The following is a 12,384-nucleotide window of genomic DNA, read 5'->3' as shown; positions in this document are numbered from 1 at the left end:
AATATGAGAGAGGAAGATTTTCTTGAGTTTGTCAGGAAAATATATGATTCCGGGTTTACAACAGAGAAGCAACAAATTGCTGCCATTCTTGAGTTCTCTCGGCTAGTTGAACATCCATCTGGTTACGATTTGATTTACTACCCGGAGGAAGGTAAGGATGGGCCTGAAAATGTTGTCTTGGAGGTAAAAAACTGGCGTTCCGCTAATGGTAAACCCGGTTTCAAAGATAAATAAAAGCAACCCCCTATTGGTATTACCTGCCAATAGGGGGCCATCTCTGTTCAGCTTTCCTTTTTGATTTCCACCCCAGGCGTAATCACCTGCACACTCATCCTTGGCGTCGCCAGATCCAGCCCCGCCTCATCCAGTTGCCTTTTCAGCGACAAATTGAACGCCCGGGAAACTTCCCACTGCTTGATCGGCGCAGTCTTGAACCGTGCGCGCAAAATCGCGCTGCCGGACTCGAAACTTTCCACACCCTGAATCTCCAGCGGCGACCAAATATTGCGGCGCTGCAACGGATCGCTGCGCATCTTCTGGCCGACGTCGCGCATCAGTTTGATCGCGTCGTCGATTTCCATGTTGTATGGCACGGCGACGCGGAAGATCGCGTAGCCGAATTCCCGCGAGTAGTTCTTGATGCTTTTGATTTCGCTGAACGGGATGGTGTGGACGATGCCGTCGATATCGCGCAGGCGTACGGTGCGGATGGTCAGGCCTTCGACGGTGCCGAGGTGGCCGCCAACGTCGACGTAGTCGTCGATGGCCAGCGAGTCTTCGATGATGATGAACAGGCCGGTGATCAGGTCAGCGACGAGCGACTGCGCACCGAAGCCGATGGCCAGACCGATCACGCCGGCACCGGCCAGCAGCGGTGTGACGTTCATGCCCATGTTCGCCAACGCGACGATCAGCGCGATGATGAAAATCGCCACGAACAGCACGTTGCGGATCAGCGGCATCATCGTCTGCGCCCGTGCATTCGCCAGGCCTTTGCGCGAGCGGGTGAGGGCGTGGTGCACGGCGGTGTCGGCGAGGATCCAGATCAGCCAGGAGAAAATCAGCGTGCCGATCAGGCTGAACAGTTTGACGCTGATGTCATGGCCATCGCCTTCGGCGAACGCGATCAGCGAATGGCCCCAGACGCGCAGGCCCAGTTCGATGAAGATCAGCCACACCAGCAAATGCGTCAGGGTGTAGAAGAAGTTTTTCAGTCGCTCCGAATACAGCGCATGGCGTTTCGGCCCGCGTTGCGGTTTCAGCGAATGGCGGCGCACGAGGCCGTTGATCACCATGCACAACACCAGCAGCACCGTGCAGATCAGCGACTGGCGCAGCGCGGTGCTGGTGTCGCCGGCGGAGACAAACGTGGCGAACAGCGAGATGCCGACCAGCACCAGTGCCGGCACGTACCAGAAGGTGCCGAGGATCTCGATGGTGTCGCTGAGGGCGCGGCGGGTCAGGCGGCGTGACAGCGGTTGGTTGCGGATCAGGTGCGCGATCGGTCGGCGGAATCGCAGGATGAACAGGCCGGTCGACAGCGCAGCGAGGACATTGGCGGTGGTCGCGGCGGTGTGCGCCAGATGTACGCCCAGGCTCTCGACCAGACGCGGATCGCTCAGCGCTTCACCAAACGCGGCGAAGCTGCCGATCAGCCACAGCGGCCGAAACGCCTGATGACGCAGGATGTACAGCGCGCGATGGCGGTGCGGGCCGTCGAGCAGGGAGAAGGCGATCACGCAGATCGCCGAGAAACAGGTGCCGACCACCAAGGCATAGGCCAGCACCATCGCCAGGCTTTTGCCCAGGGAAGACGGCAGCACGTAGCTCATGTACACCGTCATTACCAACGCGATCAGCCACGGCCCGAGCTTGCGCAGGGCAAAGCGCAGCATGTCGAGGGCCTTGGGGTGTTGCGGCAGTTCTTCGGTGAGGCCGAAGCGCAGACGCACGCGGTGGCTGAGCCAGATCAGCGCGGCGGCGAGCAGGCTCCAGACCATCAGGATCACTGCGAAACCGAAGATGATCGGCAGCCATTCATTGGCCGGCAGCAGCTTGCTGGTCAGTTCGTCCTTGGCCAGATCGAATTCGTTGGACCAGCGGGTGAGCGGGCTGTCGGCGCCGGAAAACTGTTTTTCGAAGCTGGCGAGGGTGCCGCCGATCAGGCCCAGCACGCCTTCTTCCGGGGTGGCTTGAGCTTTCTTCGTAGCGTCGCGCAGCTTCTTCAGATCGCTGAGCAACTGCGCGCGTTGCTTGTCGTTTTCCAGCGACTTGATCACTTCGTCCAGTGACTGGCCAAGAGGTTCTACGGCTTCAGGCTGCGGTTTGGAAGTGTTGAGCAGGCCGGGCAGACCGACCGCTTGGGCGGGCGCCAGCGGCAGCAGCGTCATCAGGCAGACAAGCAGCAGACCGGGCAAAGCAAAAAGACGAGCGAACACCAGAAGACAACCTCGCGATAGGCGGATGCGCTGGAGTGTACGAGGCCCTTTGGCTCAATGCGAGCCGGGCGCGGTCATTCGTTGAGTTTGGCGAGGATCTTGTAGACCACCGTGGCGAGGATCATCAGCATGCCGATCCACATGGCGAACACCCCGGCGTTCTTGTCGCGGAAGTTGAAGCCGATGGCCAGCAGGATCATTCCGCTGAGGATGGGAATGAGCATGGCGTGGAAGGAGGACATCGAGATCATGAAGACTGCCTTGTCTGTGGGGGATGTTTGCAGTCTAGGCGGGTTTTCGAGGCGGGGTGTGATGTGGCTCAGGAATGCATCAGGCCGGGAGGATTCTGCTGTCTGCACAGGCGATTTCGCGAGCAGGCTCGCTCCCACAGGTGAATGGCATTCCATTGTGGGAGCGAGCCTGCTCGCGAAGCTTGTCAGCCGTTACGGCAATTCACGGCTGGCATAGAACGCACTGAGCACTTTGACCAGATGCGCCAGGTCATGGCTGCCGCACAGTTCGCGAATCGAATGCATGGCGAAGGTCGGCAGGCCGATGTCGACGGTGCGCACGCCCAGATGGCTGGCGGTGATCGGGCCAATCGTCGAGCCGCAGCCCATGTCGCTGCGCACCACGAAGCTTTGCACCGGGACTTCTTCGGCCATGCACAGATGGCGGAAGAAACCGGCGGTTTCGCTATTGGTGGCGTAGCGCTGGTTGCTGTTGACCTTGATCACCGGGCCGGCGTTGAGTTTCGGGCCGTGATTGGCGTCGTGCTTGTCTGCATAGTTGGGATGCACGCCGTGGGCGTTGTCGGCGGAGACCAGCAGGGATTTCTGAATGGTGCGGACGAACTCGTCGCCTTCTGGCAGCAGGCGGCGCAGAGTCTGTTCGAGCATCGGGCCGTCGGCACCGCACGCCGAGCACGAGCCGACTTCTTCGTGGTCGTTACAGACCAGCACGCAGGTCTCGTCGGTTTCGGCGGTGAGCAACGCTTGCAGGCCGGCGTAGCACGACAGCAGGTTGTCCAGACGCGCACCGGCAATGAAATCGCCGTTCAGGCCGATCACCGCAGCGCTTTGCGTGTCGTAGAAACTCAGCTCGTAATCCAGGACCACGTCGGCGTTCAAACCGTGTTCGCGGGCCAGTTGGTCGGTGAGCACGGCGCGGAAATCGACGCGCTCGTCACCGGCGAATTGCGCCAGGATCGGCGGTAGTTCGGTCTGCGCGTTGATCGCCCAGCCCTGGTTGGCTTCACGGTTGAGGTGAATGGCCAGGTTGGGAATGATCGCGATGGGTGCCTTGAAGTCGATCAACTGACTCTCGACCTTGCCGTCACGGCGGAAGGTCACGCGGCCGGCCAGCGACAGATCGCGGTCGAACCACGGCGCCAGCAGCGCGCCGCCGTAGACTTCGACGCCCAGTTGCCAGAAGCCCTGACGTTGCAGTTCCGGTTGCGGCTTGACCCGCAGACACGGGCTGTCGGTGTGAGCGCCGACCAGACGGATACCGTCGTGCAGTGGCGAGTTGCGGCCCATTTTGATCGCGACGATCGAGGAGTCGTTACGGGTAACGTAATAGCGGCCGTTGGCCTCGGTGGACCATGGCTCGCGCTCGTCGAGGCGCACATAACCGGCGGCCTCCAGACGCTGAACGAGGCTGGCGGTGGCGTGGAACGGGGTAGGGGAGGCCTTGAGAAAGTCGATCAGGCCCTGGTTCAACTCTGCGCGCATAAGAAACTCCAGACAGCAATGGGCGGCAGTTTAACGCATCACTCAGCGCCATTGGGCAAGTGGTTTGCGCAAGCACGCTCAGGAGTGCTGATCGATGCGCTTGCGCAGGTAGGCAATGATGGCTTGTTGATCATCCTTTCTGGCGGGTTTCGGCAGGTGCTTCGGCCAGCCCTTGCCGCTGCCGAAGAAGGCCTTTTGCGTGACGCTGTCCCAACGCAGGATTTCCCGCGACGCCGATTCCCACCATTCGTGACGGCAGATCTCGTAATACGGGTGGGCAGGTGCAGCACTGCCGAACAGCAACGCCCGGCCGACTTTCTTCATGCCGCCGCGCTTTTTGCGCAGCTTCCACTTGATGCGCAGGCGCTCCCAGGTTGAGGGAACGGGTTTGCTGCGCGGAACCTCGGAGCACAGCTCTGGCAGTTCGGGGTGGAAGGCCTCGCCGTAACGGGCGAAAAAATGTTTCTGCATGGCGTGGAAGAAGTTTTTGTCGGCGAAGTAGTGATAGACGAATTTCTTCGCTTCCTGGATCGGCTGGTCGCGCATAGCAAACGACAGTGCAATCTGTTCGATCGTATGGATGTCGAACGGGTCCTGCGTCCACTCATCGATCAGCCGGACCGATTTCTCCAGCAGCGCTGCATCGCCATCGGTGACGCCGCACAAGCCGCTGTTGTAGAGCTTGAAGCTGTTCGTCGACGAGATGCCGTGGACTTGCAGGCAGCGCGCGAGTTTTTCGTAGTCCGCCCGGTTACAGACGTAACTCCAGTCATATTCGAAGCGGTCCATCACGTAACGGCCGGGCTTGATCATGCTGAACAGCCGGTGCGGCGAACCGAGAAACAGCGTGTCGGTGTCGACAAACAGGGTTTTTTCGGCAAGCGTCAGGCCCAGCGCAATGGCGCACGCTTTGCGGCGGTGGTGGTAGCCGTTCTCGCCCTGCCACTGGATCAGGGTCTGCTCGCTCAAAGGGACGGTATCGACCGGCCAGCCGGCATAGTCCTGCGGACGATCGGTCAGCACTCGGATGCACAACGATTCACCTGGCTGCAGCTGTGCCAGGGCGGTGAGGATGCTGAATTTCGCCTCGCGCCGATAAACGTCTTTGTCGCCATAGATCAGGTAGAGCAGCTGATGCGGTACTTTTTCCAGGGGGAAGGCTTCGCGCATAAGCGGCTCCATACGGCGGGGGGCGCGAGTTTACCGTATTGCTCCGCTGATTTGCAGGCCGGGCACTTGCTTCAAAGTGTTGCCAGGGAGGGCGTCAACCGGTGATCAATCTGCCAGAGAGGAACACTTCACGGCGTTGCTTGCGACCGACGTATTCATGCTTGCTCAACTGATAGACAGCCTCGAACCTGTCTCTCGATAAGCCAGGCAGTGCACTGAGGTATTGATCTACCAGGCGATCGTAGGCGGCTTCGGTGATGAATTTGTAGATATCCCGACGATAGAAGAAGCCGAGTTGAAAACCGAGTGTTTCACTTGCGTGCGCGGTCGGGCCTGCGAAGCAGTTTTCAAAGTCGATGGCTTTGAGTGGCCTTTGCGTTTGCTCGGGCACCATGATGTTGCCCACCCAGAAATCCATGTGGGTGATGTTCTTGCTGGCGAGCGAGCTGAGCAGTTGAAACGCGTCGAGGATAAAGGCTTCGATGTTTTCGGGATTGCGTCTGATGCACTCGGCCCCATCCATATGGCCTTCGAGCAGGTGAGTCAGCAGGAAGAACTCCTCGGTCAGGCCGAGTCTGCTGCGGGTATAGCCATAGCCCTTCAGTGGAGGCATCTCCACGCCCCGGCGCTGAGCTTCGAGGGAATTCATCAGCTCTTCGAGAGGCCAGTCGAAGCGCCCGTTGCGTTGCGGTTTGTTCAGGCTCACCCGCACCTTTGCCTTGAACGTGTCCAATGGCTGGACCTTGGCAAATAGTGGTGTTTCACAGGACGATAACGGTGCGCTGGCCCGGGTCAGTTTGTGCGCGCGGCGTTTTTTAATGAGCTGCTCCAGGGCCTGGCGTGCCTGGATGCTGGGTGCTTCGCTCAAGTGCAGGGTCGTGTTACCGAATGCGTAGATGATCGGGTATTCGGATTGAAGTGTTTTGCTGCAGAACACGGGAAAGGCCTCCTGCCTGATATCGAAGTGCCATGATTTTATATTTGATTACAATTTTATGACAATTCTTTACGTCAATCTATTGCCGGTGGAATTCTGGCAGGAGAAAAAAGCCCTTCATTGCGAAGGGCTTTTAAAGTATTCACGCAGTTCAGAACGGAGCCGGGCACTCGAAGCGCAGGCGCTCGCCGGTCTGCGGATGAGTGAAGCTGAGCATGCTCGCGTGCAGGCACAGACGCGGCCAGGCCGCCAGCGCTTGCTCGTGGGCGTAGAGTCCGTCACCGAGCAGCGGATGGCCGATCGACAACATGTGCACGCGCAGTTGATGGGAGCGGCCGGTAATCGGTGTCAGTTCGACACGGCACCAGTCGCCGCAACGTTCCAGCACCTTCCAGAAGGTCAGCGCGTGTTTGCCGAATTCGTGATCGACGACATGCCGTGGCTTGGTCGGTGGGTCGTAGCGCAGGGGCAGATCGATGCTGCCGCTGTCCAGCTCCGGCTGACCCCAGGCCAAAGCGGTGTAGGCCTTTTCGGTTTCGCGATCGTGAAACTGCCGCGACAGTTCGCGATGAGTGTCGGCGTCACGGGCCAGCAGGATGATCCCGGAGGTTTCCCAGTCCAGGCGATGAACGATGCGCGCTTCCGGGTAGCCGTTATCCTGCAGGCGGGTGATCAGACAATCCTTGTTGTCGTCAGCGCGACCGGGCACCGAGAGCAGCAGGGTCGGTTTGTCGACCACCAGTACGGCGGCGTCCTCGTGGATGATGCGGATGTTGGACAGCGGCATTAAAACAGCCTCGTAACAAATGCCAACGGCGGCTCGGGACTGCTGATAACTCTGTAGGAGCTGCCGAAGGCTGCGATCTTTTGACTTTGAAGATCAAAAGATCGCAGCCTTCGGCAGCTCCTACACGAGCATCAACAGCCCGAGCCGCCGTAGCGACTGCCAAATCGACTCAGCGATCGGGCAGGGTGATGTTGAGTTCCAGAATCGAGCAACTGCCCTGGCTTTCCAGTGCAACATGTACGTCGTCGTTGCCGATGTTGACGTACTTGCGGATCACGTCGACCAGTTCCTTCTGCAAGGCTGGCAGGTAATCCGGCGTGCTGCGCTGGCCGCGCTCATGCGCCACGATGATCTGTAGACGCTCTTTCGCTACCGAGGCGGTACTTGGCTTTTTGTTGGCACGAAAGAAGTCAAAAAGGTTCATTACCTACCTCCAAACAGGCGCTCGAAGAATCCCTTCTTCTCGACATCGAGGAATCGGTGGGCTTTTTCTTTGCCCAGCAGGCGGTCGACGGTATCGCTGTAAGCCTGACCGGCATCGCTCTGGTCGTCGAGAATCACTGGCACGCCCTGGTTGGAAGCCTTGAGTACCGCCTGGGATTCCGGGATGACGCCGAGCAGGGTCACCGAGAGGATCTCCTTGACGTCTTCAACGCCAAGCATCTCGCCCTTCTCGACACGCTCCGGGTGGTAGCGGGTGATCAGCAGGTGTTCCTTGATCGGCTCTTCGCCACGTTCGGCGCGGCGCGATTTGCTCGCCAGCAGGCCGAGCATGCGGTCCGAGTCACGTACCGAGGAGACTTCCGGGTTGGTCACGACGATCGCTTCATCGGCGAAATACATGGCCAGGTGCGCACCTTTCTCGATGCCCGCCGGGGAGTCGCAGACGACGAACTCGAATTGTTCCTTGAGCTCCATCAGGACTTTTTCCACGCCTTCGACGGTCAGCGCGTCTTTGTCGCGGGTCTGGCTGGCCGCCAGTACGTAGAGGTTTTCCAGGCGCTTGTCTTTGATCAGTGCCTGTTGCAGGTTGGCTTCGCCGTTTACCACGTTGACGAAGTCATACACCACGCGGCGCTCGCAACCCATGATCAGGTCGAGGTTACGCAAGCCCACGTCGAAGTCGACGATCACTGTTTTGTGGCCGCGCAGAGCGAGACCGGTACCGATAGCGGCGCTGGTGGTGGTCTTACCCACACCACCCTTGCCGGATGTAACCACGAGAATCTTGGCCAAGGTGTTTCACCCCTAAGGAAGAAGGACTGTTCAGCCCCTGAAAAACATCTCTTGAAAACTACTGCAGTCGGACAGCCTTGGCTGGAATTTGGCTTTGAGCCTTTTTCCTACTTCGTTTGAGCCGTTTTCGCTACGTTTTAGAGATGCTTGGAAAATGCGGCAGTATCCGTTAAAGCCGAATGATGTTCAACACGTCGCCTGACAGGCTGACCTGGACGCCCGAGCCCCACATCGGATCACGACGCAAATCCTCGGAGACCTTGTAATGACCGGCGATGGAGATCAGTTCAGCGCTCAATTGCTGACAGAAAATCCGTGCCTTGGTGTCACCTTTGACGCCGGCCAGCGCACGGCCGCGCATCGGGCCGTATACATGGATGTTGCCATCGGCGAGAAGTTCCGCCCCCGGACTGACCGATGAGACCACGACCAGATCGCCACCCTGGGCATATATCTGCTGGCCACCACGTACTGGCGTGGTGATTACGCGGGTCGGTTTGACGGTCGGCTCAGGCGGCTTTTCCGGCTTCTTTTTGACTTCGGCTTCCGGCGTCTCCAGCGGACGCTCGCGGGCGCCGGAGGGCGGTAGCACGGGGATGTCGATGGCGATGGCGGCGGCGATGTCTTCGATGCGGCTGGCGCGAATGGCCAGGGTACGCAGACCGTGCTGACGGCAGACGCGCATCAGCCCCGGCAGGTCAACCGCGCCCTGATTCGGCGGCAGTTTGTCCAGCGCCAGAACCAGCGGTGCATTGCTGAAAAAATTCGGCGCCTGGGCGACTTTGGCGGCCAATTGCCGATCGAGGCTTTCGAGGTCGTTACGGGCCAGTTCCAGCACAGTGATGGCCAGCATGCTGCCCTTGAGCTGGAATACGGGATCTTGGTCTAACGGGTCGGTTTGGCTCATGTCGGCATACAACGGCTTGTCACTAAAAGTGCCGAGACTTATAACGAGAACGCCCGCGAGCCGCAAGCCGGGTCGAACGATGTAGAATGCGCGGCCACTGTATTTACGGAAGCTTTAATGGATCGCCCGCGTTTTCGAAAAGCATATCTTGCTCCGCGCTTCTGGCCGCTCTGGTGCGGCCTGGGGCTTTTGTGGCTGATCGTGCAGTTGCCGTATCCGGCGTTGCTGACCATCGGTCGAGTTTTGGGCGCGTTGATGTATCGCGTCGCCAGCGACCGGCGAACCATCGCCCGGCGCAATCTTGAATTGTGCTTCCCGGAAAAATCCGCCGCTGAGCGCAAACGCCTGCTCAAGGAAAACTTCGCCTCCACCGGCATCGCCTTCTTCGAGATGGCGATGAGCTGGTGGTGGTCGCGCGAGCGTCTGGCGAAACTGGCCCACGTCGAAGGCCTTGAACATCTGCAGAAGGCCCAGCGCGAAGGCAAAGGCGTGATTCTCATGGCCGCGCATTTCACCACCCTGGAAATCGGTGCGGCGCTGCTCGGCCAGCAGCACACCATCGACGGAATGTACCGCGAACACAAAAACCCCTTGTTCGACTTCGTCCAGCGCCGTGGCCGCGAGCGGCACAATCTCGATTCGCTGGCGGTGGAGCGCGATGACGTGCGCGGCATGCTCAAACTGCTGCGCTCGGGACGGGCGATCTGGTATGCGCCGGATCAGGATTACGGCGCCAAGCAGAGCATCTTCGTGCCGCTGTTCGGCATTCAGGCCGCCACCGTCACTGCGACGACCAAGTTTGCACGGCTGGGCAAAGCGCTGGTGGTGCCGTTCACTCAGGAACGTCTGGCCGACGGCAGTGGTTATCGTCTGGTGATTCATCCGCCGCTGGAAGATTTCCCCGGCGAGAGCGAAGAGGCCGATTGCATCCGCATCAATCAGTGGGTCGAGAGTGCTTTGCGTGCCTGCCCCGAGCAGTATCTGTGGGCGCATCGGCGCTTCAAGAGTCGCCCACCGGGCGAGCCGAAGCTTTATCCCAAGCGTCGTTGATTCACCCGTACTGACAAGCACTGTGGAGTGTTGCGATGAGTCCTGCTGAACCGGTCACAGGTTTGATTCTTTCCGGCGGCGGGGCCCGGGCGGCTTACCAGGTCGGGGTGCTGGCGGCGATTGCCGAGTTGCTGCCGGTCGGCGCGGACAATCCGTTTCCGGTGATCGTCGGCACCTCGGCCGGGGCTATCAATGCGGTCAGCCTGGCCAGTGGTGCCATGGATTTTCGCGCAGCCATCGAACGCCTGACCCAGTTCTGGCAGGGCTTTCGCAGCCACCGCGTGTTGCGCAGCGACTGGCCGGGCGTGATCCATCAGGCCAGCCGTTTTGTCAGCCACAGCCTGCTCGGCCTCGGTCGGCAGATGCCGGTGGCGTTGCTCAACAGTTCGCCGCTGCGCGAGCTGCTCGAGGAAAAACTGCACCTGCCCGGCATCGCCGAATCCATCGCGCGCAAGCAATTGCACGCGGTAGCGGTGACCGCGTTTGGCTACGAATCGGGGCAAGCGGTGACGTTCTATCAGGGCGGCGGCACCATCGACGCCTGGCTGCGGCACCGCCGCATTGGCGTGCCGACGCAATTGTCGGTTGATCATCTGTTGGCCAGTTCGGCGATTCCGCTGTTGTTCGCGCCGGTGAAAATCGGCGAGGAGTATTTCGGTGACGGCGCCGTGCGCCAGTCGGCGCCGATCAGCCCGGCGCTGCATTTGGGGGCCAGTCGCGTGCTGGTGGTGGGCGTCAGCGGCAACCCGCGCGGCGTCGATCCGCAGCAGCCGCTGGAGCGCGCCTACAGCGGCCAGCAACCGACGCTGGCGCAGATTGGCGGGCACATGCTCAACAGCACGTTCATCGACAGTCTGGAGAGCGATATCGAGTTGCTGCAGCGTCTGAATCAGTTCAGTCATTTGCTCCCGGCCGGCACACCTACTCGTGCGCTGGGTGTGGCGCCGGTGGAGGTGCTGGTGATTGCGCCAAGTCAGCCGATCGACGAAATCGCCGCGCGGCATCGCCAGGAGCTGCCAGCGGCGTTGCGCCTGTTTCTGCGCGGGCCGGGGGCGACGAAGACGAGCGGGGCGGGGGTGCTCAGTTATCTGCTGTTCGAGGCGGGGTATTGCAGCGAGTTGATCGAGTTGGGACGGCGGGATGCGTTGGCCAAGCGCGAGGAGCTGTGCCGGTTTTTGCGGATTTCCGAAGCCGTAGTTCCCGCCTGAAATCTGCGGTGAGGCCTTCGCGAGCAGGCTCGCTCCCACATTGGAACTCGGTCTGAATGTGGGAGCGAGCCTGCTCGCGAAGCTTTAGGGTCAGAAGTGGAACTTGACCAGGAAGCTCGTGGTGCTCTGATCGGTCTTGAAGTACTGGCTGTCCTTGATCCCGTACTTGTCCGACCAGTAGTCGTACTCGACACCGACATACAACTGCTTCTCGCCGAAATTCAGCGCCTTGCCCAGGTCGTATTTGACCTGCGGGTTGAAGTGCAGGTTGGCGTGGTAGTCGCCCTTGGAATTGGAGTCGTTGTCGACCACCCAGTCCATGAAACCGTCGATGAGGATGTTCGATTTACCCACCGGGATGGTGTAGGACCACACCGGGGTGATCTGCCAGACATTGTCACCGGCGCGTGCGCCCTGGGTGTGACGCTGGTAGAAGTTCAGCTGGAAGTAGTCGAAGCCCGGAATCGCCAGGTCGAAGCCCGGACCGATCAGGTACGACTCGGTATCGCCTTCACCGAACTCGTAGGTCATGGCCAGCAGCACGTCAGTCACCGGACCAAAGGCCAGTTTCTGATCGAAGATCTTGCCGAATGACAGGCGCGGGCTGAGCTCGCCGTAGTAGGTGTTGGAGCCGACGCCGCCATCATCCTTGCCGTTGTAGAAGATCTTGTCGATGAACAGGAAGTTGTCCCCATACTTCCAGGCATCGGCGTGCTCGAAGGTCACGGTCTGCTGAATGCGCGGGTTGACCTGGAAGTCCTTGCCATACAGGTAGGTCAGGCTGTTGTTCTGCCAATGCAGCAGGCCTTCGGCCATCGCCTGGCCGCCGGCGAACATCGATCCGGCCAGCATCAGGCTGGTGCACATACGTTTCATTCGGTTGCTCCCAAAGTAGGTGTTCCACGTTATTTTTTAAGA

Annotated in this window: 13 protein-coding genes; 3 read left to right on the top strand and 10 right to left on the bottom strand. The window is 60.0% G+C overall.

Annotated features, from left to right (window positions below; genetic code table 11):
• Window positions 1-3: 3 nt before the first annotated feature.
• Entirely contained in the window at window positions 4-234 is a 231-nt protein-coding gene (locus ACZZ0K_RS15535; protein ID WP_309475376.1) for a bacteriocin immunity protein, read from the top strand.
• A 47-nt stretch (window positions 235-281) separates the two neighbouring features.
• Here ACZZ0K_RS15535 and ACZZ0K_RS15530 read toward each other — a convergent pair whose 3' ends face one another.
• The 9 genes from ACZZ0K_RS15530 to minC all read right to left on the bottom strand — a co-directional run bounded on the left by ACZZ0K_RS15530 (window position 282) and on the right by minC (window position 9,208).
• Window positions 282-2,438 carry a mechanosensitive ion channel family protein gene (locus tag ACZZ0K_RS15530; RefSeq protein ID WP_041479310.1) on the bottom strand — a complete coding sequence of 719 codons (2,157 nt, stop codon included), beginning with the start codon at window positions 2,436-2,438 and terminating at the stop codon, window positions 282-284.
• 74 nt (window positions 2,439-2,512) lie between these two features.
• The gene (locus tag ACZZ0K_RS15525; protein WP_016773747.1) at window positions 2,513-2,689 is read right to left on the bottom strand and encodes a hypothetical protein; all 177 of its coding nucleotides are present in this window, start codon (window positions 2,687-2,689) and stop codon (window positions 2,513-2,515) included.
• Window positions 2,690-2,881: 192 nt separating this feature from the next.
• Window positions 2,882-4,171, bottom strand: a complete 1,290-nt coding sequence (locus ACZZ0K_RS15520) for a M18 family aminopeptidase (RefSeq protein ID WP_016773748.1) — start codon at window positions 4,169-4,171, stop codon at window positions 2,882-2,884.
• 78 nt (window positions 4,172-4,249) lie between these two features.
• On the bottom strand, window positions 4,250-5,341 hold the full coding sequence (locus ACZZ0K_RS15515) for a hypothetical protein (RefSeq protein ID WP_463559196.1): 1,092 nt from the start codon (window positions 5,339-5,341) through the stop codon (window positions 4,250-4,252).
• A 94-nt stretch (window positions 5,342-5,435) separates the two neighbouring features.
• Window positions 5,436-6,278: a protein kinase family protein gene (locus ACZZ0K_RS15510; protein WP_056784015.1), complete on the bottom strand. Its 843-nt coding sequence runs from the start codon at window positions 6,276-6,278 to the stop codon at window positions 5,436-5,438.
• A 151-nt stretch (window positions 6,279-6,429) separates the two neighbouring features.
• Window positions 6,430-7,065, bottom strand: coding sequence for an RluA family pseudouridine synthase (locus ACZZ0K_RS15505; RefSeq protein ID WP_150741344.1), 636 nt, complete (start codon window positions 7,063-7,065; stop codon window positions 6,430-6,432).
• Between the two features lie 169 nt (window positions 7,066-7,234).
• Window positions 7,235-7,489, bottom strand: coding sequence for a cell division topological specificity factor MinE (gene minE / locus ACZZ0K_RS15500; protein WP_003223146.1), 255 nt, complete (start codon window positions 7,487-7,489; stop codon window positions 7,235-7,237).
• Window positions 7,489-8,301, bottom strand: coding sequence for a septum site-determining protein MinD (minD, locus tag ACZZ0K_RS15495; RefSeq protein WP_056784017.1), 813 nt, complete (start codon window positions 8,299-8,301; stop codon window positions 7,489-7,491). The genes minE and minD overlap by 1 nt, the downstream gene beginning before the upstream one ends.
• Window positions 8,302-8,470: 169 nt before the next feature.
• On the bottom strand, window positions 8,471-9,208 hold the full coding sequence (gene minC / locus ACZZ0K_RS15490; protein WP_041479318.1) for a septum site-determining protein MinC: 738 nt from the start codon (window positions 9,206-9,208) through the stop codon (window positions 8,471-8,473).
• Between the two features lie 117 nt (window positions 9,209-9,325).
• Between minC and ACZZ0K_RS15485 the strand changes: the two genes are divergently transcribed.
• Entirely contained in the window at window positions 9,326-10,258 is a 933-nt protein-coding gene (locus tag ACZZ0K_RS15485) for a lipid A biosynthesis lauroyl acyltransferase (protein WP_041479319.1), read from the top strand.
• A 35-nt stretch (window positions 10,259-10,293) separates the two neighbouring features.
• Window positions 10,294-11,466 (top strand): patatin-like phospholipase family protein, encoded by a 1,173-nt coding sequence (locus tag ACZZ0K_RS15480; RefSeq protein ID WP_150741345.1) that lies wholly within the window; start codon window positions 10,294-10,296, stop codon window positions 11,464-11,466.
• Window positions 11,467-11,556: 90 nt separating this feature from the next.
• On the opposite strand, the gene ACZZ0K_RS15475 is transcribed toward ACZZ0K_RS15480, so the two are convergent.
• Window positions 11,557-12,342, bottom strand: coding sequence for an outer membrane protein OmpK (locus ACZZ0K_RS15475; RefSeq protein ID WP_258707818.1), 786 nt, complete (start codon window positions 12,340-12,342; stop codon window positions 11,557-11,559).
• Between the last annotated feature and the right edge of the window lie 42 nt (window positions 12,343-12,384).

This window comes from Pseudomonas sp. AC255 (assembly GCF_979258175.1).
Note: the sequence above shows the minus strand (reverse complement) of the source record. Positions and strands in the feature narration are given on the sequence as shown.

Bases quoted from the DNA above. Each gene is read 5' to 3' on its own strand.
- ACZZ0K_RS15535 (WP_309475376.1), top strand. From the start codon at position 4: ATGAGAGAGGAAGATTTTCTTGAGTTTGTCAGGAAAATATATGATTCC.
- ACZZ0K_RS15525 (WP_016773747.1), bottom strand. From the start codon at position 2,689: ATGATCTCGATGTCCTCCTTCCACGCCATGCTCATTCCCATCCTCAGC.
- ACZZ0K_RS15520 (WP_016773748.1), bottom strand. From the start codon at position 4,171: ATGCGCGCAGAGTTGAACCAGGGCCTGATCGACTTTCTCAAGGCCTCC.
- ACZZ0K_RS15515 (WP_463559196.1), bottom strand. From the start codon at position 5,341: ATGCGCGAAGCCTTCCCCCTGGAAAAAGTACCGCATCAGCTGCTCTAC.
- ACZZ0K_RS15505 (WP_150741344.1), bottom strand. From the start codon at position 7,065: ATGCCGCTGTCCAACATCCGCATCATCCACGAGGACGCCGCCGTACTG.
- minE (WP_003223146.1), bottom strand. From the start codon at position 7,489: ATGAACCTTTTTGACTTCTTTCGTGCCAACAAAAAGCCAAGTACCGCC.
- minC (WP_041479318.1), bottom strand. From the start codon at position 9,208: ATGAGCCAAACCGACCCGTTAGACCAAGATCCCGTATTCCAGCTCAAG.
- ACZZ0K_RS15485 (WP_041479319.1), top strand. From the start codon at position 9,326: ATGGATCGCCCGCGTTTTCGAAAAGCATATCTTGCTCCGCGCTTCTGG.
- ACZZ0K_RS15480 (WP_150741345.1), top strand. From the start codon at position 10,294: ATGAGTCCTGCTGAACCGGTCACAGGTTTGATTCTTTCCGGCGGCGGG.
- ACZZ0K_RS15475 (WP_258707818.1), bottom strand. From the start codon at position 12,342: ATGAAACGTATGTGCACCAGCCTGATGCTGGCCGGATCGATGTTCGCC.